Origin of the sequence: Streptomyces sp. A 4/2, assembly GCF_940670765.1 — a bacterium.
Taxonomy (GTDB): Bacteria; Actinomycetota; Actinomycetes; order Streptomycetales; family Streptomycetaceae; genus Streptomyces.
Map to the genome: position 1 here is coordinate 99,483 of NZ_CALNVW010000039.1, position 19,364 is coordinate 118,846.

Annotated in this window: 14 protein-coding genes and 1 riboswitch; of the genes, 3 read left to right on the forward strand and 11 right to left on the reverse strand. The window is 71.3% G+C overall.

Annotated features, from left to right (window positions below):
* Position 1: 1 nt before the first annotated feature.
* The 3 genes from NBY69_RS28670 to NBY69_RS28680 form a co-directional block, all read right to left on the reverse strand.
* Positions 2 to 1,198 carry an alkaline phosphatase family protein gene (locus tag NBY69_RS28670; RefSeq protein ID WP_250304786.1) on the reverse strand — a complete coding sequence of 399 codons (1,197 nt, stop codon included), beginning with the start codon at positions 1,196 to 1,198 and terminating at the stop codon, positions 2 to 4.
* Entirely contained in the window at positions 1,198 to 1,785 is a 588-nt protein-coding gene (locus tag NBY69_RS28675) for a DUF5998 family protein (RefSeq protein WP_250304787.1), read from the reverse strand. The genes NBY69_RS28670 and NBY69_RS28675 overlap by 1 nt, the downstream gene beginning before the upstream one ends.
* Before the next feature lie 100 nt (positions 1,786 to 1,885).
* A complete protein-coding gene (locus NBY69_RS28680) occupies positions 1,886 to 4,723 on the reverse strand; it encodes a bifunctional GNAT family N-acetyltransferase/acetate--CoA ligase family protein (RefSeq protein WP_250304788.1) in 2,838 nt (945 codons plus the stop codon).
* Between the two features lie 129 nt (positions 4,724 to 4,852).
* Here NBY69_RS28680 and NBY69_RS28685 point away from each other — a divergent pair, with 129 nt between their 5' ends.
* A complete protein-coding gene (locus tag NBY69_RS28685) occupies positions 4,853 to 5,134 on the forward strand; it encodes an HPr family phosphocarrier protein (RefSeq protein ID WP_250304789.1) in 282 nt (93 codons plus the stop codon).
* 289 nt (positions 5,135 to 5,423) lie between these two features.
* On the opposite strand, the gene NBY69_RS28690 is transcribed toward NBY69_RS28685, so the two are convergent.
* The 4 genes from NBY69_RS28690 to NBY69_RS28705 form a co-directional block, all read right to left on the reverse strand.
* Positions 5,424 to 6,101 carry a GntR family transcriptional regulator gene (locus NBY69_RS28690; protein ID WP_250304790.1) on the reverse strand — a complete coding sequence of 226 codons (678 nt, stop codon included), beginning with the start codon at positions 6,099 to 6,101 and terminating at the stop codon, positions 5,424 to 5,426.
* 184 nt (positions 6,102 to 6,285) lie between these two features.
* Positions 6,286 to 7,086 carry a M23 family metallopeptidase gene (locus NBY69_RS28695; RefSeq protein WP_250304791.1) on the reverse strand — a complete coding sequence of 267 codons (801 nt, stop codon included), beginning with the start codon at positions 7,084 to 7,086 and terminating at the stop codon, positions 6,286 to 6,288.
* 13 nt (positions 7,087 to 7,099) lie between these two features.
* A riboswitch (cyclic di-AMP (ydaO/yuaA leader) is annotated at positions 7,100 to 7,258 on the reverse strand.
* Between the two features lie 309 nt (positions 7,259 to 7,567).
* A complete protein-coding gene (locus NBY69_RS28700) occupies positions 7,568 to 8,935 on the reverse strand; it encodes a pitrilysin family protein (protein ID WP_250304849.1) in 1,368 nt (455 codons plus the stop codon).
* Positions 8,936 to 8,955: 20 nt separating this feature from the next.
* Complete coding sequence (locus NBY69_RS28705; RefSeq protein ID WP_250304792.1) at positions 8,956 to 10,305, reverse strand: pitrilysin family protein; 1,350 nt, start codon at positions 10,303 to 10,305, stop codon at positions 8,956 to 8,958.
* A gap of 180 nt (positions 10,306 to 10,485) precedes the next feature.
* Between NBY69_RS28705 and NBY69_RS28710 the strand changes: the two genes are divergently transcribed.
* Complete coding sequence (locus tag NBY69_RS28710; RefSeq protein ID WP_250304793.1) at positions 10,486 to 12,933, forward strand: DNA topoisomerase (ATP-hydrolyzing) subunit A; 2,448 nt, start codon at positions 10,486 to 10,488, stop codon at positions 12,931 to 12,933.
* A 46-nt stretch (positions 12,934 to 12,979) separates the two neighbouring features.
* Here the strand turns inward: NBY69_RS28710 and NBY69_RS28715 are convergent, their stop codons facing one another.
* Together NBY69_RS28715 and NBY69_RS28720 are read right to left on the reverse strand one after the other, a co-directional pair.
* Positions 12,980 to 14,122: a GTP-binding protein gene (locus tag NBY69_RS28715; protein ID WP_250304794.1), complete on the reverse strand. Its 1,143-nt coding sequence runs from the start codon at positions 14,120 to 14,122 to the stop codon at positions 12,980 to 12,982.
* 38 nt (positions 14,123 to 14,160) lie between these two features.
* The gene (locus NBY69_RS28720) at positions 14,161 to 15,306 is read right to left on the reverse strand and encodes a citrate synthase/methylcitrate synthase (protein WP_250304795.1); all 1,146 of its coding nucleotides are present in this window, start codon (positions 15,304 to 15,306) and stop codon (positions 14,161 to 14,163) included.
* Positions 15,307 to 15,503: 197 nt separating this feature from the next.
* Here NBY69_RS28720 and NBY69_RS28725 point away from each other — a divergent pair, with 197 nt between their 5' ends.
* Entirely contained in the window at positions 15,504 to 16,751 is a 1,248-nt protein-coding gene (locus NBY69_RS28725) for a citrate synthase (protein WP_250304796.1), read from the forward strand.
* A gap of 21 nt (positions 16,752 to 16,772) precedes the next feature.
* Here the strand turns inward: NBY69_RS28725 and NBY69_RS28730 are convergent, their stop codons facing one another.
* Together NBY69_RS28730 and NBY69_RS28735 are read right to left on the reverse strand one after the other, a co-directional pair.
* Entirely contained in the window at positions 16,773 to 18,362 is a 1,590-nt protein-coding gene (locus NBY69_RS28730) for a glycoside hydrolase family 13 protein (RefSeq protein WP_250304797.1), read from the reverse strand.
* Positions 18,363 to 18,483: 121 nt separating this feature from the next.
* Positions 18,484 to 19,359 (reverse strand): carbohydrate ABC transporter permease, encoded by an 876-nt coding sequence (locus NBY69_RS28735; RefSeq protein ID WP_250304798.1) that lies wholly within the window; start codon positions 19,357 to 19,359, stop codon positions 18,484 to 18,486.
* Positions 19,360 to 19,364: the final 5 nt, after the last annotated feature.

The window sequence follows — 19,364 nt, forward strand, 5'->3', positions numbered from 1 at the left end:
GTCAAGAGCGTACTTCGAGGAGCGGCACCAGCTGCTCCACGGGGGTCATCGAGCCGTGCATGCCGACCATGACGGACTCGTGGGGCTCGCGGCGGGACGCGGTGATCACCACGTCGGCGTGGGCGGCGGCGACCACGTCGCCGATCCGCCCGTGCACCCGCTCGTCGACCTGCGGGCCGAACCAGCCCGCCGCGACGGCCTCCTCGCGGCTCGCCACCCAGAACTGCTCACCGAGCACCTCGCGCCAGACGGTCAGCACATCGGCCTCGGCGCCGGGCACCGCGTAGACGTGGCGGGCACGGCCCTCGCCACCCAGCAGCGCGACGCCCGCGCCCAGTTCCCAGTCCTCGTCGAAGTCGATGCGGGACTCCTCGTCGAACGGGATGTCGATCATCCCGTGGTCGGCGGTGACGTAGAGCGCGGAGCGCGGCGGGAGTTGTTCGGCGAGGCGCTGGACGAGCCGGTCGACGTACATCAGCTGGCCGCGCCAGGCGTCCGAGTCCGTCCCGAAGCGATGGCCCTTGCCGTCGACCTCGCTGTAGTACGTATAGATCAGCGAACGGTCCGCCGCGCCCAGTTGGGCCGCGGCCAGGTCCATCCGGTCCTCGCCGGTGAGCTTGCCCCGGAAGGTGCCGCCGCTCAGCGCGATCTTGGTGAGCGGGGTGTGCTGGAAGTCCGGTGAGGAGACCTGGGCGGTGTGGACGCCTGCCGCGTCGGCGAGTTGGAAGACCGTGGGGTACGGCTGCCAGACGTGCGGGTCCGTCCAGGGCCGCCAGCGGAGCTGGTTCATCAGCTCACCGGTGGCGGGATTCCGGGTGGTGTAGCCGGTGAGACCGTGCGCGCCGGGCGGCAGACCGGTGCCGACCGAGGCCAGCGAGGTGGCCGTGGTGGCGGGGAAACCGGCCGTGATCGGACGGCCGGTGCCGCCGCGCGAGGTGCCGAGGAGCGAGTGGAGGTACGGGGCCTCGTCCGGGTGGGCGCGGATCTGCTCCCAGCCGAGGCCGTCGATCAGGAAGACGCAGTTCCGGTCGGCCGGGGTGAGCTCCGGGATCGCCGCGGTGAAACCCGGGACGCCGAGGCCCGCGGCGAGCGTCGGCAGCAGATCGGCGAGCGAGCCCGAGCCGTACTCCGGGACGGGGGCGGTGGAGAGCGCGAGCGGGGCGACGTCGTCCTCGTACCGCCAGTCGGGCTGGACCATCAGCGGCCGGCCGCCGCGGTCGCCTCGGAGAGCGCCTGGGAGAAGGCGAGGGTCTGGCGGACGGTGTCGGGGCCGTCACCGGCCTCGCTGACGCGCAGGCTCAGGTCGTCGGCCGTGGAGCTGCCGGTGTACCCGTGGTCCGCCTCGCAGTTGGGGTCGCCGCAGGCGGCGGGCTCCAGGTCGAGACGGGCGACCGCGCCCCAGCCGATGGTCAGGACGACCTCACGGGGCAGGGTGCCCGGGACGTACTTCTCCGGGTTGGCCACCACCCGGCTCAGGACCACCGAGGAGATCCGGCCCAGCTTCACCGACTCGGTGGAGGTGGTGGCGAACGGCGTCGGAGAGCCGCCGTCGGCGGCCTGCTCGTCGGTGTGGCTGACGATGAAGCGGTTGCCGGTCAGGACGAGGACCGTGACATGGCGGCGCACCTCGTTGGAGTCGAACGTCGTCTCCTGGTGCACCAGGTACGAAGAAACCGGCTCGCCGCCGACAGCGGCCTCCACCGCCTCGGCCACGAGGGCCGGGTAATAGCCGCTGCGCTCGATCGCCGCGCGCAGCCCCTGGGTCGTTGTACCGGTCTTCGCCATGGGCTCCATCTTAGACCGACGGGCACATGGGAGGTGGGCGCGGTACGGGCCCCGCCACAGGGCGGAGAAGGCGCGTCCGGCCCTCATGACAGCTGCCTCCTCAGTAGCTGGGCATCCGGCGCGGCCCGAGGTCGCCGAGGGCGTTCGCGGGCGCCAGCCGAACGGACGCGCCGAGCACCGACAGACCGCTCGGCCCGACCACCACCGGCTCCAGGGCGACGGACACCACCTCGGGGTGGTCGTCGACCAGCCGGGACACCCGGAGCAGCAGCTCTTCGAGGGCGTGGGTGTCCACGGGCGCCGAGCCCCGCCAGCCGAAGAGGAGGGGGGCCGTCCGGATGCTCCTGATGAGTTCGGCGACGTCCCGGTCGGTGGCCGGGACCAGCCGGTGCGCGGTGTCGCCGAGCAGTTCGGACGGCGCCCCGGCGAGCCCGAAGGAGAGGACGGCGCCGACTGCGGGGTCGATCGCGGACCGGACGACCGTGTCCACACCGCGGGGAACCATCGCCTGGACCACCGGCTGGACCACCGCCGGTGCGCCGAGCGCCCGGGTCAGTTCGGTGTAGGCGCGGCGCAGCCCGGTCTCGGACCCGAGGTCCAGGCGTACACCGCCGAGGTCCGGGCGGTGGCGGAGGTGCGGTGCGGTTGCCTTGAGCGCCACGGGGTAGCCCAGGTGTGCGGCTGCCGCGACGGCGGTGTCCGCGTCCGGCGCCGGGCGGGCCGGGAGGACGCGGATGCCGTAGAGGCCGAGCAGTTCGCAGGCGTCGTCGAGGGACAGGGTCAGGCCGCGGGCGACGTCGACGTGGGCCGTTTCGAGCAGCGCCCCGATCCGCTCGGCGGCGCCCGGCTCGTCGATGTCGTCGTACGCGGGGACCCGGCCGGGGTCGGCGGCCTGGCGGCGCCACTGTCCGTACCGGACGGCCTGGGCGAGGGCGCGGACGGCCCGCTCGGCGGCGGGGTAGGCGGGCATCCCGCCGGGGCGGTCCCAGGCGGGCGGCGCGTCGGTCCCGCCGTCGGAGTCGGACGTCGCCGCTTCCCCGCCGCCCGCCGTCCTCGGACCGGCGGGCGGCGGCGTCCCCTTGGGGTGGCGCACCGAGTTCGTGGCGGCGGCCAGCGCCTCCGCCAGTCCGCCGATCTCCAGGTGGACCACGGCGACCGGCTTGGCCGGGGAGTGGGCGGCGGCCTCGCGGAGCGCGGCGGCGAGCACTTCGCCGTCGCCCGATTCGGTGACGCCGTTCTCCCCCACCCAGGGGATCGCCGTGATCAGGACCGCGTCGCAGCCCTCGTCGGCCAGCGCCCCGGCGAGCGCGTCGCGGAAGTCCTGCGGAGTCGCGTCCGTCGTCAGGTCGACGGGCGGCAGCGGACGCAGCCGTTCCGTCAGACAGGCGTCGTACGTCAGCAGGCCCAGGGATTCGGAGTTGCCCAGGATCGCCACGCGCGGCCCCTCGGGCAGCGGCTGGTCGGCGAGCAGCAGCCCCGCGTCGACGAGCTCGGTGACGGTGTCGACGAGGATGACGCCGGCCTGCCGCAGCAGCGCCGAGACCGTGGCGTCGGGGAGGCGGGTGACCGGGACCGCGTGGCCGGGCGGGGCGCTGCCGCTGTGCCGGGCGCCCTTGACCACGACGACCGGTTTCACCGCTGCCGTGCGCCTGGCGAGCCGGGTGAACTTCCTGGGGTTGCCGATCGATTCGAGGTAGAGCAGGGCGACATCGGTGTCCGGGTCTTCGTGCCAGTACTGCAGGAAGTCGTTGCCGGAGAGATCCGCGCGGTTGCCCGAGGAGATGAAGGAGGAGAGTCCGGCTCCGCGCCGGTGCAGCCCGGAGAGCAGGGCGATGCCGATCGCGCCGGACTGGGTGAAGAGACCGATCCGGCCGCGGACCGGGGACTCGGGGGCCAGTGAGGCGTTCAGCCGGACGGCCTCGGCGGTGTTGATGAGGCCGAAGGCGTTCGGGCCGATGATGCGCATGCCGTACGAGCGGGCCTGGCGGAGCAGTTCGCGCTGGCGGCGCAGCCCCTCGGCGCCGCTCTCGGCGTACCCGGCGGAGAGGACGACCAGCCCCTGCACGCCGCTCTCGCCGCAGTCGGCGACCGCTTCGGGGACGCGTCCGGCCGGTACGGCGATGACCGCCAGGTCCACGGTGTCGTCGATCGAGGCGACGGTACGGTGCGCGGGGACCCCGTCCAGCTCGGTGACGCCGTCGGGGAAGGCGCGGTTCACCGCGTACGTACGGCCGGTGAAGCCCGAGCCGAGCAGATTGCGCAGGACCGTGCGCCCCACCCCGCCGGGTGTGCGGCCCGCGCCGACCACGGCGACGGCGCGCGGGGCGAGCAACCGCTGTACCGAGCGCGCTTCGGCGCGCTGTTCGCGGGCGCGCTGGACCGCGAGCGAGGCCGCGGTGGGTTCGAGGTCGAGGGTGAGGTGGACGGAGCCGTCCTCGAAGCTGCGTTTCTGCTCGTACCCGGCGTCCGTGAACACCTTGATCATCTTGTTGTTGGCGGGGAGCACCTCGGCGACGAAGCGGCTGACCTCGCGTTCACGGGCAACGGCCGCGATGTGTTCGAGGAGGGCGGAGGCCACACCGCGCCCCTGGTGCGCGTCCTGGACGAGGAAGGCGACCTCCGCCTCGTCCTCGCCGATCCTGTCGTAGCGGACGGTCGCGATGAACTCCCCGCCGACGGTGGCCGCCAGACCTACCCGGTCGACGTAGTCGTGATGGGTGAAGCGGTGGACGTCCTTGGCGGACAGCCTGGGGTAGGGGGCGAAGAAGCGGTAGTACTTCGACTCGGGCGAGACCTGTTCGTAGAAGCTGACCAGCCGCTCGGCGTCCTCGGTGGTGATGGGCCTGATCCGGGCCGTACCGCCGTCGCGCAGCACCACGTCCGCTTCCCAGTGGGCCGGGTACTCCTGGTGCGGGCTCTGCTCCAGCGGGGGCTGCATGGGGAAAGCGTACGGGTCGCGGCGGTACCGCGAGCGGTGCAGTCTGGGATCCGGCACGGCCCCCGGCACGCCGCGCACCCCGTGCAAGAATGGTCTAGACAACCGTCAGAGAACTCGAAGGGCAACACCATGGCTGAGCGCCGCGTCAAGGTCGGTTGGGCCGAGGGTCTGCACGCCCGTCCGGCCTCCATCTTCGTCCGTGCCACGACGGCTTCCGGGGTCCCGGTGACGATCGCCAGGCCCGACACCAGCCCCGTCAACGCCGCGTCGATGCTCGCGGTTCTCGGCCTGGGCGCCGAAGGTGGCGAGGAGATCGTGCTGTCCTCGGACGTCGACGGCGCCGAGGCGGCACTCGACCGGCTGGCCAAACTGGTCGCCGAAGGACTCGACGAACTGCCCGAGACCGTCTGAGACGTGTGCCGCTCCGCCCGGCCGGTTCGTTCCGGACACCGGAGTCGGGCGTTCCGAGAAACCGCAGTGTCCCGAATTCGGGCGCTGCGGTTCTGCTTTTCCTGCCCTTCGCGCTTTCCCTGGGCTTCGTACTCTTCCTGCGCTTCGCGCTCTCCTGCTCTTCGCACTCTCCCTGCCATTCCGTCTTTCCGGCGCGGTCAATTGCCGGGGACCGGTCGAGGGCACGCAGAAGACCGGCTGCGGGAATACAACTATTTCCGTATGCCGCTCTTTTTCTACGGCACGCTCGTTAATCCGGGATGCCCGAAACGTTTACGGCATGTTGCGAAGTCCTCACACGCCCCCGCTTGCGGAGCCGGTGCGCCGCCGTCGCCCGGTCCGCGTGCGCCGTGGTCAGTGACCGGGCCCGCTCGGCGTCACCACGGGCCACCGCGTCCACGATCGCGCCGTGCTCGGCCCAGGAATCGACGGGCCGGACCGGCTGATCGACGGTGTACATCCAGGCGGTCTTCTGCCTCAGCTGAGTCAGCAGGGTGGTCAGCGCCGCACTCCCGGACGCCTGCGCGAGCGTTTCGTGGAACCAGCCGCCGAGTGAGCGCAGATCCTCACCCTGCCCCCGACGGGCCCGTTCCTGCCCCAGGCCGACCAAGCCCCGCAGGACTTTCAGATGGGCCTCGGTCCGGTGCCGGGCGGCGCGTGCCGCGCCCATCGACTCCAGCAGCATCCGCATCTCCAGCAGGTCGGCGGCCTCCTGCTCGCTCGGCTCGGCGACCCAGGCGCCGGCGTGGCGGCGGGTGACCACGAAGCCCTCGGACTCCAGGGTGCGCAGGGCTTCGCGCACCGGGACGCGCGAGACCCCGTAGCGGCGCGCGAGCACCTCCTCGGTCAGCCGGGTGCCGCGTTCCAGGACCCCCGAGATGATGTCGTCGCGAATTGCCGTGCATACCGAATGCGCGGGAATGCGCATGGCCGAACCTCCGCCTGATCCCCCGCGAAATCGCGGTCGATCCATACCTGTGCGGCGACTCTATGACAGTGCACGTGAATTTCCGAAGGCCACCGGTAAATGATGACTGTCTTTTGGCCATAAAAAGCGGTGGCCCCGGCGCGCATCTGCGCCGGGGCCACCGGGGGACGGGGGTGTGCGTGGGTCAGACGTTGACGCCGTGTGAACGCAGGTACGCGACCGGGTCGATGTCGGAACCGTAGTCGGGGCTCGTACGCGCCTCGAAGTGGAGGTGCGGGCCGGTGACGTTGCCGGTGGCGCCGGAGAGCGCGATCTGCTGGTCCGAGGTGACGGACTGGCCGACCGAGACGCCGATGGACGAGAGGTGGCCGTACTGGGTGTACGTACCGTCGTTCATCTTGATGACGACGTTGTTGCCGTACGCGCCGCCCCAGCCCGCCTCGACGACGGTGCCCGCGCCCACGGCGTGCACCGGGGTGCCGCTCGCCGCGTGGAAGTCGATGCCGGTGTGACTGCCGGAGGACCAGAGATTGCCGCCGGTCCGGTAACCGGTGGAGACGTACGAGCCGGTCACGGGGGCCACATAGGCATTGAGGCGCTTGCGCTCCGCGTCGCGGGCCGCACGCTCCCGGCCGGCCTTCGCCTTCGCGGCTGCCTCGGCCCGCGCCTTGGCCTTCGCTTCCGCCTTCGCCTTGGCGACCGCCTTGGCCCTGGCCTCCGCCTTCGCCGCGGCCTGCTCGGCCTCGTACTGCTGCGCGACGGCCTGGGCGGCGATCCGGTCGGCGACGGAATCGCCGACAAGGATGGTCCGTTCCAGGTTGACTTCCTGCGCGGAGGGAGCCTTGACGTCGTCGGCCATCGCCGGGGACGCGAGAGTGCCGATGACACCCGCGGTGGCGAGGGTGGCCACACCGGCCACGGTCGCAGTCCTGCGGGTCAGACGGTTCGGGGCACGGTGCTTACCGGCAGGGCGGGTGAACGCCATGAAGTGGCTGGTCCTTTCCTTCCTTCTCGCCTACCGGGTTAGCTGACGGGTTCGGAGCAGGAAGGTCTCCTACGGGCCGGCTCCACGCGGAGCGGCCCGATTCACCCCAGGGACTGCGTGGGTCCCCGGCTCCCCAGGCTCGCGCCTGACGGGGACTCGGCGATCGCTGTTCGGCGCCGCGATCGCGGCTTACGTCCGACGAACAGCGAGTGAGACGCTAAACGGTGGTTGTCGGTTGAACCAAACAGATGGGCAGTTTTGTCGGTCATGCCACAGGAAATACAGGCAACCTTGCGAATAAACCGGACATCGCGTGCGCACATCGGACACAGAAGTGGGTGCGTAAGAGACACCGGAAACCGGTGCGCAGCGGACACCGGAAGCGGGTGCCCGGCGGACACGGAACAGGACTCCGGCGGCAGCCGAGCCGCCGGAGTCCTGTCCGTCCTTCACTCCCCCGCGCCCGCGGGGCAGCCGGGGGTCAGCCCGCGACCACCGTCACCTCGCCGATGCCCAGCGCCCTGACCGGCTCCGCGATCTGCGCGGCGTCACCCACCAGCACCGTCACCAGGCGGTCGTCGGGGAAGGCGCTGACGACCGCCGCGGTCGCCTCGACCGTGCCCGTCGCCGCGAGACGCGCGTACAGCTGCGCCTGGAAGTCGTCCGGCAGGTGCTGCTCGACCTGGTCCGCGAGGGTGCCCGCGACCGCGTCGGCCGTCTCGTACTTCAGCGGGGCGACGCCCACCAGGTTCTGCACGGCCACGTCCCGCTCGGCGTCGGTGAGACCACCGGCGGCCAGGGTCCGCAGCACCTTCCAGAGGTCGTCGAGCGCGGGCCCGGTCGACTCCGTGTCCACCGAACCGCTGATGGCGAGCATCGCCGCGCCGGTCCCGTCCGGCGCGGAGCGGAGCACCTGGCTGAAGGCGCGCACCCCGTAGGTGTAGCCCTTCTCCTCACGCAGCACCCGGTCCAGCCGGGACGTGAGGGTGCCGCCCAGGCAGTACGTACCGAGAACCTGCGCGGGCCAGACGCGGTCGTGCCGGTCGGCGCCGATGCGGCCGATGAGCAGCTGCGTCTGGACGGCCCCGGGACGGTCCACGATGACCACCCGGCCCGTGTCGTCCGCGGTGATGGGCGCCACCGGCCGGGGCGTGCCCGCGCTGCCCTTCCAGTCGCCGAGGGTGTCGGCGAGCAGGCCGTCCAGGTCGGTGCCGGTGAGGTCACCGACGATCACCGCGGTGGCCGTCGCGGGCCGGACGTACGCCTCGTAGAAGGAGCGGACGCCCGCCGCGTCGATGCGCGCCACCGTCTCCTCGGTGCCCTGCCGCGGGCGTGACATGCGCGCGGTGGCGGGGAACAGCTCCTTGGAGAGCTGCTTGGCCGCGCGGCGGGCCGGGTTGGCCAGCTCGTGCGGGATCTCGTCGAGGCGGTTGCCCACGAGCCGTTCGATCTCGCTCTCCGCGAAGGCGGGCGCGCGCAGCGCGTCGGCGAGCAGGCCGACCGCCTTGGGCAGCCGGGAGACCGGGACCTCCAGGGAGATCCGGACACCGGGGTGGTCGGCGTGCGCGTCGAGGGTGGCACCGCAGCGCTCCAGCTCCGCGGCGAACTCCTCGGCGGTGTGCTTGTCGGTGCCCTCGGAGAAGGCCCGCGCCATGATCGTGGCGATGCCGTCGAGCCCTTCCGGCTCGGCGTCCAGCGGGGCGTCGAGGCTGATCTCGACGGCCACCACCTGCTGTCCGGGGCGGTGGCAGCGCAGCACGGTCAGGCCGTTGGGGAGCGTGGACCGCTCGGGGGCCGGGAAGGCCCAGGGCCTGGCGGTACCCGCCTGCGGCTGCGGGTGGAAGGTCATGCTCACGGTTGCGGCGTCGGTCACAGGTCCGCCTCGTCAGTCCGGGTGTTGTCGTCGGTCTCGTCCGCCGTGACGGGCTCGTACACGAGCACGGCGCGGTTGTCGGGGCGCAGCCGCGCCTTCGCGACCTCCTGCACCTCTTCTGCCGTGATGTCCAGCACCCGCTGCACGGCGCTCAGCGCGAGCTGCGGGTCGCCGAACAGCACGGCGTACCTGCACAGTTCGTCGGCCCGGCCGGCGACCGTACCCAGCCGGTCCAGCCATTCGCGCTCCAGCTGGGCCTGCGCGCGCTCCATCTCCTCGGCCGTGGGGCCCTCGGCGGCGAAGCGGGCCAGCTCCTCGTCCACCGCGGACTCGATCTGCGGGACCTCGACCCCGCCCGACGTCTTGACGTCCAACCAGCCGAGCGAGGGCGCACCGGCCAGCCGCAGCAGGCCGAAGCCCGCGGCGACCGCTGTCCGGTCCCGCCGGACCAGGCGGTTGTGCAGCAGCGACGACTCGCCGCCGCCCAGGATGGTCAGCGCGATGTCGGCCGCGTCGCACGCGCGCGTGCCGTCCTCCGGGAGCCGGTAGGCGGCCATCAGCGCACGCGAGGGGACCTCCTCGTGGACCTCTTCGCGCACCTCGGCGCCGAGGGTGTCGGGGAGGCCGCCGTCGCGCGGCGGCTGCTTGCCGTCGTGGGACGGGATGGTGCCGAAGTACTTCTCGACCCAGGCCAGCGTCTGCTCGGGGTCGATGTCGCCGACGACCGACAGGACCGCGTTGTTGGGCGCGTAGTTCTTACGGAAGAAGTCCCGTGCGTCCTCCAGCGTCGCGGCGTCCAGGTCGGCCATCGACCCGATCGGCGTGTGGTGGTACGGGTGGCCCTCGGGGTACGAGAGGGCGGTCAGCTTCTCGAACGCCGTGCCGTACGGCACGTTGTCGTAGCGCTGGCGCCGCTCGTTCTTGACGACGTCCCGCTGGTTCTCCATGGACTCCTCGTCGAGCGCGGCGAGCAGCGAGCCCATCCGGTCCGCCTCCAGCCAGAGAGCGAGCTCCAGTTGGTGTGTGGGCATCGTCTCGAAGTAGTTGGTGCGCTCGAAGCTGGTGGTGCCGTTGAGCGATCCTCCGGCCCCCTGTACCAGCTCGAAGTGACCGTTGCCCTCGACCTGCCCGGAGCCCTGGAACATCAGGTGCTCGAAGAGGTGGGCGAGTCCGGTACGCCCCTTGACCTCGTGCCGTGAACCGACGTCGTACCAGAGGCAGACCGCCGCCACCGGGGTCAGGTGGTCCTCGGAGAGCACCACCCGCAGGCCGTTGGCCAGCCGGTGCTCGGTCGCTGTCAGGCCGCCGGAAGCGGCCTCGGCTGTGGCCGTGTGACCCATGGGCATGTACGTCCCTTCGCTCGCGTGTGTTGACCGCGTTGAATGCTGTCCTGCCACTGTATGCAAGCGCGCTGACACCTGGCAGCCACCCGGGCGTCCCCGGGTCGCGGTCGGTGTTGTCGGTGGGACAGTCCACAATGGTCGGCATCAGTACCGGACCAGGCACGTGAAGGAGCCGCAGCAGCGATGGCCCGCCGCAGCACGAAGACCCCGCCGCCGGAGGACTTCGAGGAGAAGATTCTCGACATCGACGTCGTCGATGAAATGGAGAACTCCTACCTGGAGTACGCGTACTCGGTGATCTACTCACGGGCCCTGCCGGACGCCCGTGACGGCATGAAGCCCGTCCACCGCCGCATCGTCTACCAGATGAGCGAGATGGGGCTGCGCCCCGACCGCAGCTATGTGAAGTGCGCCCGTGTCGTCGGCGAGGTCATGGGCAAGCTGCACCCGCACGGCGACGCCTCCATCTACGACGCCCTGGTGCGGATGTCGCAGCCCTTCTCGATGCGGCTCCCGCTGGTCGACGGTCACGGCAACTTCGGCTCCCTCGGCAACGACGACCCGCCCGCCGCCATGCGGTACACCGAGTGCCGGATGGCTGACGCCACGTCACTGATGACGGAGTCGACCGACGAGAACACCGTCGATTTCCAGCCGAACTACGACGGCCAGGAGCGCGAGCCCGTCGTACTCCCCGCCGCCTATCCGAACCTGCTGGTCAACGGCGCGTCCGGGATCGCGGTCGGGATGGCGACGAACATGCCGCCGCACAATCTGGGCGAGGTCATCGCCGCGGCCCGGCATCTGATCAAGCACCCCGGTGCGGATCTCGACTCGCTGATGCGTTTCGTGCCCGGACCCGACCTGCCGACCGGCGGCCGGATCGTGGGGCTCGACGGCATCAAGGACGCCTACGCGTCGGGCCGCGGCACCTTCAAGATCCGCGCCACGACGACGATCCAGGACGTCACCCCGCGCCGCAAGGGCATCGTCGTCACCGAACTGCCCTTCGCGGTCGGCCCGGAGAAGGTCCGCGCCAAGATCAAGGACCTGGTGGCTTCGAAGAAGCTCCAGGGCATCGCCGACCTGAAGGACCTCACCGACCGTGCGCACGGTCTGCGGCTGGTCATCGAGGTGAAGAACGGCTTCGTACCGGAAGCCGTTCTGGAACAGCTCTACAAGCTCACCCCGATGGAGGAGTCCTTCGGGATCAACAACGTCGCGCTGGTGGACGGGCAGCCGCTGACGCTGGGGCTCAAGGAGCTGCTGGAGGTCTATCTCGACCACCGCTTCTCGGTCGTCAGGCGCCGCAGCGAGTTCCGCAGGGGCAAGCGGCAGGACCGGCTGCATCTGGTCCTGGGCCTGCTCGTGGCGCTGCTCGACATCGACGAGGTCATCCGGCTCATCCGCTCCAGCGACAACTCGGCACAGGCCAAGGAGCGGCTGATCTCGCACTTCTCGCTGAGCGAGATCCAGACCCAGTACATCCTGGACACACCGCTGCGCCGGCTCACCCGGTTCGACCGGATCGAGCTGGAGAGCGAGCGCGACCGGCTGAACAGCGAGATCGAGGAACTGACCAAGATCCTTGAGTCGGACGCGGAGCTGCGCAAGCTGGTCTCGGGCGAACTGGCCGCGGTGGCGAAGAAGTTCTCCACCGACCGGCGCACGGTCCTGCTGGAGTCCGCGGGCACCCCGCTCGCCGCGACCTCGCTGGAGGTCGCCGACGACCCGTGCCGGGTGCTCCTGTCGTCGACGGGCCTGCTGGCCCGTACGGCCACCGCCGAGCCGCTGAGCACCGAGGGGCAGAAGCGCACCAAGCACGACGTGGTGGTCTCGGCCGTCCCGGCGACCGCGCGCGGTGACATCGGGGTGGTCACCTCGGCCGGTCGGCTGCTGCGGGTCGCGGTGATCGATCTGCCGCAGCTGCCGGACACCGCCTCCGCGCCCAATCTGGCGGGCGGCGCGCAGATCTCGGAGTTCGTCTCGCTCGCGGACGACGAGCAGGTCGTCTGTCTCAGCACGGTGGACGAGGCCTCACCCGGGCTGGCGATCGGCACCGAGCAGGGCATCGTGAAGCGGGTGGTGCCCGACTACCCGCCCAACAAGGACGAGTTGGAGGTCATCGGCCTGCGGGACGGTGACCGGATCGTCGGCGCGGTCGAACTGCGGACCGGCGAGGAGGACCTGGTCTTCATCACCGACGACGCGCAGCTGCTGCGCTATCCGGCCGGGCAGGTACGGCCGCAGGGCCGCCCGGCGGGCGGGATGGCAGGCATCAAGCTGGCCGAGGGCGCCAAGGTGATCTCGTTCACCGCGGTGGACCCGGCGGCGGACGCGGTGGTCTTCACGATCGCGGGCTCGCACGGCACGCTGGACGACTCGGTGCGTACGGCGAAGCTGACGCCGTTCGACCAGTACCCGCGCAAGGGGCGGGCGACCGGAGGGGTGCGCTGCCAGCGCTTCCTGAAGGGGGAGGACCTGCTGGTGCTGGCCTGGGCGAGCGAGGCCCCCGCCAGGGCCGCCACGGCGAACGGCACCCCGGCGGAGCTGCCCGAACCGGACCCGCGCCGTGACGGCTCGGGCGTCCCGTTCGCCCCGGCGGTGGCGACGCTCGCGGGGCCCGTGTAGCCGGTACGGCTCACTCGCCGAAGCGGACGGGACCGGCCGGGCCGGGTCAGTCCGCTTCGGCGAAGGCGTCCGCTCCGGCGAAGGCGTCCGCTCCGGCGAAGGCGTCCGCTCCGGCCTGCCCGGGGTCGGCCTCGTCTGTTCCGGCCGGATCCGGTACGTACCGCAGCACGCCCCACATGGATTCCGGGCGGACGTCCTGCGGTGCCGGCTCCCGGCAGCCGTCGAGCTGTTCCCGCACCGCGTCCGCGTCGATGCCCGACCCGATGAGGACCAGCTGCGTCAGGGGTTCCCCGTCCCCGGCCCGCGCCATCGGATAGAAGCGCAGGAAGTTCCCCACCGCGTGCAGGCTGTACCGCTCACGGTGGCCCGGGACGTCGAAGTGGACGAACCCCTTGATGCGGTACAGGCCGTCTGGCCTGCCGTCGAGGAAGTCCATCAGCCGTCGCGGATTCACCGGCTCCGGTGCGACGAACTCGACGCTCTCGTACCGCGCGTGCAGATGACGGCGGTGATCGCCGTCCTCCTCCGCCGCCGCGTCTTCCCCGTCGGCGCGCAGGTCGTCGAAGGAGAGCTGACCGATGCGTTCGCCGCCGGGCCTGCGGTCGATGAGCAGCTCCGGGTCGACCTGCCCGTACGACGCGCGGACCACCGGGGTGCCCGCGGCCTGCTCGCCGATCACCGCGACGATCCGCTCCTGCTCCGGTCCGTCCACCCGGTCGGCCTTGTTGACGACGACCAGATCGGCGAGGGTCAGATGGCGGTCGGTCTCCGGGTGGCGGGCGCGGGTGGCATCGAACTCGGCGGCGTCGACGATCTGGACGAGCCCCCCGTACACGATGTGCGGGTTCTCGCTCGCCAGGATCATCCTGATGAGCTCCTGCGGCTCGGCGAGACCGCTCGCCTCGATGACGATGACGTCGATCCGCAGGTCGGGGCGGGCCAGCCGGGCCAGATAGTCGTCGAGCTCGCTGGTGTCGACGGCGCAGCACAGACAGCCGTTGCCGAGCGAGACCATCGAGTCGACCTGACCCGCCACGGTCATCGCGTCGATCTCGATGGCGCCGAAGTCATTGACGACGGCGCCGATACGCGTGCCCCTGCTCTGCCGGAGCAGATGGTTGAGCACGGTGGTCTTACCGGAGCCGAGGTATCCCGCGAGAACGACGACGGGCACGGGTTTCCTGGACATGGGCCCCGATTTTAGTCAGCCCCGCACCGCACCTGCGATCAGCCCCGGCCCGCGTCCGGCACCGGCTGTGGCGCAGGGGGTCCCACATAGCGGGCGGCAGGGCGGATGATCTTGGAGTCCGCCGCCTGTTCCAGGATGTTGGCGCTCCAGCCGACCACCCGCGCCGCGCAGAAGGTGGGCGTGAACATCTCCCGCGGCAGTCCGCACAGCTCCATGACGACCCCGGCGTAGAACTCGACGTTGGTGTGCAGCTCACGGCCCGGCTTGAGTTCGGCCAGGATGGCCTCCACCCTCTCCTCGACCTGCACGGCGAAGTCGACCAGGGGGCCGCCGAACTGCTGGGCGATGCCGCGCAGCATCCGGGAGCGCGGATCCTCGGTGCGGTAGACCGGGTGGCCGAAGCCCATGATCCGCTCCCCCGCCAGGACCTTCTCCCGTATCCAGGGGTCGATGCGGTCCGGTACGGCGATGGCGTCGAGGGTGTCCAGGGCGCGGCTCGGCGCCCCGCCGTGCAGCGGTCCGGACAGTGCGCCGACCGCGCCGACCAGGCAGGCCGCCACATCGGCGCCGGTGGACGCGATGACCCGGGCGGTGAACGTCGAGGCGTTGAAGCCGTGGTCGACGGTGGAGACGAGGTACTGCTCCACGGCCCGCGCCTTCACCGGATCGGGCTCCGAACCGGTGAGCATGTACAGGTAGTTGGCCGCACAGGACAGGTCGTCGCGCGGCTCGACCGGGTCGAGACCGCGGCCGAGCCGGTGCAGTGCGGTGAGCAGGGTCGGTACGGCCGCGCAGGCGGCGAGGGCGTCGGCGGTGCGCCGGTCCGCGTCGATGTCGTAGACGGGCCGGAACCCGCCCGCCGCGCCGAGCAGCGAGAGCGCGGTACGCAGCCCGGCCAGCGGGCCCGATCCCGCTCGGGCCAGCGCGGGCAGCACCTCGCGCACCTCGGCCGGAAGCCGGCGCAGTTCGGCGGTCCTGGCGGTGAAGGCCGCGCTCTGCGCCGCGTCCGGGAGCGCGCCGTGGACCATCAGGTACCAGACGTCCTCGAAGCTGCGGGTCTGCGCGAGGTCCACCGCCGAGTACTGGCGGTAGTGGTAGAAGCCTTCGCGACCCCGGACGTCACCGAGTGCGGTGTCCGTGACGACGACGCCCGCGAGCCCTCGTGGGGCGGTGATGGTGGACATGGTCTCCTCCTGCTTCCTGCCTCTGTCATCAGCGTCTGCGTCGATAGCGGCTGCATCGATAGCGGCTGCATCGATAGCGGCTGCATCGATAGCGGCTGCATCGATTCGCTTTATTGATTCGACTGTCCATGCTTGACTGTAATCCTGTCAATGTTGATTGAATCAATATACGGATGGTTCTGGATACGGTGAACGGCATGAGCGATCAATCAGCGGCGCCCGAGGACCCCCGGCTGACCACCAGGGAGGCAGCCGCCAGACTCGGTGTGAAGCCGGAGACGGTGTACGCGTACGTCAGCCGCGGGCAGCTCAGCAGCCGTCGCGCGCCCGGCGGACGCGGCAGCACCTTCGACGCGGCCGAGATCGACGCGCTGGCCCGGCGCGGCGCCCGGCGGGAGCCCCCGTCCGGCGGCGCCGAGCTCGTCTTCCGTACCGGCGTCACGCTGATCGACACCGAGACCGACCGGTACTACTACCGCGGGGTGGACGCGACCGCGCTCGCCCGTCGCCACAGCTACGAGGAAGTCGCCGAGTGGCTGTGGACCGGAGAGCTGCGGGCCGGGACCCGGTTCACCGCACCGCCGGAGGCCCTGGAGGCGGGCCGTCGCGCGGTCGGCGCGCTGCCCGCGCACAGCACGCCGATGGACCGGCTCAGGGCGTCCGCCGTCGCGGCCTCGGCCGCCGACCCCCTGCGATTCGATCTCTCACCGGAGGCGGTGCTCGGGGCGGCGCGCAGTCTCGTCCCCACCCTGGTGGGTTCGCTGCCCGCATCGGGCGCCCCGGACCGGGAGGGCGACGGACTGGCGCGGCGGCTCTGGTCGCGGCTGACCGCCCGCGCACCTGACGCAGCCTCACTTCGGGTGCTGGAAACGGCTCTTGTCCTGCTCATCGATCACGATCTGGCGGCGTCGACGCTGGCGGCCCGGATCGCCGCGTCGGCCCGCGCCCATCCGTACGCCGTCGTGTCCGCCGGGCTCGGCGCGCTGGAGGGGCCCCTGCACGGCGCCGCCAGCGGCCTCGCCCACCGGATGCTGGCCGAGGCCCTGGAGCGGGGCGGCGCCGCCCCGGTCGTCGCGGACCATCTGCGAGCGGGACGCCGGGTACCCGGGTTGGGCCACCGGCTGTACCGGGGCGAGGACCCGCGCGCCCAGGCGCTGTTCGCGCTGCTGGCCGACGTACCCGCGGCTGCGCCCGCACTGGCCGCGGCCCGCGACGTGGTGACGACCGCGGCCCGCCGCACCGGGCTGCACGCCAATGTCGATCTCGCGCTGGCCGTGCTCTCGGTGTCGGCGGGGATGCCCGCCGAGGCCGGGGAGACCCTGTTCGCCGTGGCCAGGACGGCGGGCTGGATCGCCCATGCACTGGAGGAGTACGCGGAGCGGCCCCTGCGGATGCGCCCCAGCGGCCAGTACACCGGCCCGCGCCCGCCGCAGCCGCTCCCCTGAACCAGCGCGCGACGGTCACGGTCAGGCCCGCAGCCACACCGCGGTGTCCTGCGGGAGGCGTCCTCCGCCGTCCATGGGACCGCTGCTGAGCAGCACGTGCGCGTGGCCGGGGAGTTCGGCGGGCTCCGCGGCGAGGTTGACGACGCAGATCAGGCCATCGGGCCGGGCGAAGGCGAGTACGTCGTCGGCGGCGGGCAGCCAGTGCAGCGGCCCGTCCCCGAAGCCCGCCTCGTACCTGCGCAGCCGGAGCGCCGTGCGGTACAGGGACAGCATCGACTCCGGTTCATCCGCCTGGAGTTCGGCCGCGTACCGGGTCCAGCCCGCGGGCTGCGGAAGCCACGGCTCGGCGGCGGGTGCTTCCGCGGTCCAGGGCAGCGGCACCCGGCAGCCGTCCCGCCCCGGGTCGCTGCCGCCCGAGCGGAAGTGCATCGGGTCCTGGATCCGGTCCAGCGGGATCTCCACCTCGGGAAGGCCCAGCTCCTCCCCCTGGTAGAGATAGACGGATCCCGGCAGGGCGAGCGAGAGCAGCGCCGCCGCACGGGCCCTGCGGGTGCCGAGTTCCAGGTCGGTGGCGGTGCCGAAGGTCTTCGCGGCGAATTCGAAGCCGGTGTCGTCGCGCCCGTAGCGGGTGACCGTGCGGGTCACGTCGTGGTTGCAGAGCACCCAGGTCGCCGGCGCTCCGACCGGTGCGTGCTCCGCGAGGGTGTCCTCGACCGCCCGGCGCAGCCGGGTGGCGTCCCAGGGGCAGGTCAGAAAATTGAAGTTGAAGGCGGTGTGCAGCTCGTCGGGGCGCAGGTACCGGGCGAAGCGCTCCGCGTCCGGCAGCCAGACCTCGCCGACGAAGATGCCGTGGTACGCGTCGGCGACGGCCCGCCAGGAGCGGTAGATCTCGTGGATCTCGTCCTGGTCGATGTACGGATGCGGGTCGCGCCCCGCCACGAAGTCGGGCAGCCCTGCCGCCTTCGTGAGCAGCGCGGCGGAGTCGATGCGTACGCCCGCGACGCCCCGCTCGAACCAGAAGCGCAGCACGTCCTCGTGCTCCCCGCGCACCAGCGGGTGCGACCAGTTGAGGTCGGGCTGCTCGGGGGCGAAGAGGTGCAGGTACCACTCGCCGTCGGCGACACGGGTCCAGGTGGATCCGGCGAACTGGGACGGCCAGTCGTTGGGGGCCAGTTCACCCCTCTCGCCGCGCCCGGGACGGAAGTGGAAGAGCTCCCGTTCCGGGCTGCCGGGCCCGGCAGCCAGCGCGGCCCTGAACCAGTCGTGCTGGTCGGAGACATGGTTGGGCACGATGTCGACGATGGTGCGCATGCCCAGTTCCCGGGCTTCGGCGATGAGCTTCTCGGCCTCACCGAGAGTGCCGAACGCGGGGTCGATGACGCGGTAGTCGGCCACGTCGTAACCGCCGTCGGCGAGCGGCGAGAGGTACCAGGGCGTGAACCAGAGTGCGTCGACGCCGAGTTCGGCGAGGTACGGCAGCCTGGCGCGCACACCCGCCAGATCGCCGGTGCCGTCACCGTCCGCGTCGGCGAAGCTGCGTACGTACACCTGGTAGATGACTGCGGAACGCCACCAGTCACCGGTGGCCTCGAAGGGAGGGAGGGCTGCCACGTGACGGTCCTTTCGGGCAGGTGGGACTCCGCCGTCGCCCCGGACAGCCGGCCCCGGACAGCGGGCGCCAGGAGGAGGACCGGCGGCGGAGTACTCGGAGGGAGGGGGTGCGAGGGCGTGGTCAGCCCTTCAGGCTGCCCGCGGTCAGACCGCTCATGATGTTGCGCTGGAAGATCAGAAAGATGATCAGGGTCGGCGCCGATGCCATGGCGAGTGCGGCGACGAGCCAGTTCTCGGGCACCCCCTGGGCGAGGGAGTAGATACCGACGTTGAGGGTCTGTTTGTCCGGGTCCGGCAGGGTGAGCATCGGCCAGAGGAAGTCCTTCCAGACGCCGACGACCGCGAAGATCGAGACGACGCCCAGGATGGGACGGGAGATCGGCAGCACCACGGAACGGAGCGTGCGCAGGGGGGAGGCGCCGTCGATGGAGGCCGCGTCGAGGAGTTCACGCGGGATCGAGTCGAAGAACCGCTTCAGCAGGAAGATGTTGAAGGCGTTCGTGACGGACGGAAGCCAGATCACCCAGGGCGAGTTGAGCAGATTGCGCTGGAAGACCGGCACGTCCAGCACGGTCAGGTACTGCGGTACGACGAGGACGGTCGCCGGGATCATCAGCGTGGCCAGCATCATCCCGAGGATGACTTTGCCGAGTACGGGCCTGAGCTTGGAGAGCGAGTAGGCGGCGGCCACATCGAGGACCAGCTGGAAGGCGAGCGCCCCGAAGGCGTAGTAGAGCGTGTTGAGGAGCAGCTTGGACAGCTGCATCACGTTCCACGCCTTGGAGTAGTTCTCCGGGTGGAGGCTCCTGGGGAAAGGGGTGGGCGGCGACTGGGCGAATTCCTGGGCCGTCTTCAGACCGCCGGTGACCATCCAGTACAGCGGACCGAGGAAGACCAGGGTGAAGAGCAGGACGACCAGGGTGAGGACGCCCCAGTAGACGGTCTTCCCACGGGCACGGCCCAGTTGGGCGGGTGAGATCAGAGTGCGCTCTGCCATCGTCC

Bases quoted from the DNA above. Each gene is read 5' to 3' on its own strand.
- NBY69_RS28670 (WP_250304786.1), bottom strand. From the start codon at position 1,198: ATGGTCCAGCCCGACTGGCGGTACGAGGACGACGTCGCCCCGCTCGCG.
- NBY69_RS28675 (WP_250304787.1), bottom strand. From the start codon at position 1,785: ATGGCGAAGACCGGTACAACGACCCAGGGGCTGCGCGCGGCGATCGAG.
- NBY69_RS28680 (WP_250304788.1), bottom strand. From the start codon at position 4,723: ATGCAGCCCCCGCTGGAGCAGAGCCCGCACCAGGAGTACCCGGCCCAC.
- NBY69_RS28685 (WP_250304789.1), top strand. From the start codon at position 4,853: ATGGCTGAGCGCCGCGTCAAGGTCGGTTGGGCCGAGGGTCTGCACGCC.
- NBY69_RS28690 (WP_250304790.1), bottom strand. From the start codon at position 6,101: ATGCGCATTCCCGCGCATTCGGTATGCACGGCAATTCGCGACGACATC.
- NBY69_RS28695 (WP_250304791.1), bottom strand. From the start codon at position 7,086: ATGGCGTTCACCCGCCCTGCCGGTAAGCACCGTGCCCCGAACCGTCTG.
- NBY69_RS28700 (WP_250304849.1), bottom strand. From the start codon at position 8,935: ATGACCTTCCACCCGCAGCCGCAGGCGGGTACCGCCAGGCCCTGGGCC.
- NBY69_RS28705 (WP_250304792.1), bottom strand. From the start codon at position 10,305: ATGCCCATGGGTCACACGGCCACAGCCGAGGCCGCTTCCGGCGGCCTG.
- NBY69_RS28710 (WP_250304793.1), top strand. From the start codon at position 10,486: ATGGCCCGCCGCAGCACGAAGACCCCGCCGCCGGAGGACTTCGAGGAG.
- NBY69_RS28715 (WP_250304794.1), bottom strand. From the start codon at position 14,122: ATGTCCAGGAAACCCGTGCCCGTCGTCGTTCTCGCGGGATACCTCGGC.
- NBY69_RS28720 (WP_250304795.1), bottom strand. From the start codon at position 15,306: ATGTCCACCATCACCGCCCCACGAGGGCTCGCGGGCGTCGTCGTCACG.
- NBY69_RS28725 (WP_250304796.1), top strand. From the start codon at position 15,504: ATGAGCGATCAATCAGCGGCGCCCGAGGACCCCCGGCTGACCACCAGG.
- NBY69_RS28735 (WP_250304798.1), bottom strand. From the start codon at position 19,359: ATGGCAGAGCGCACTCTGATCTCACCCGCCCAACTGGGCCGTGCCCGT.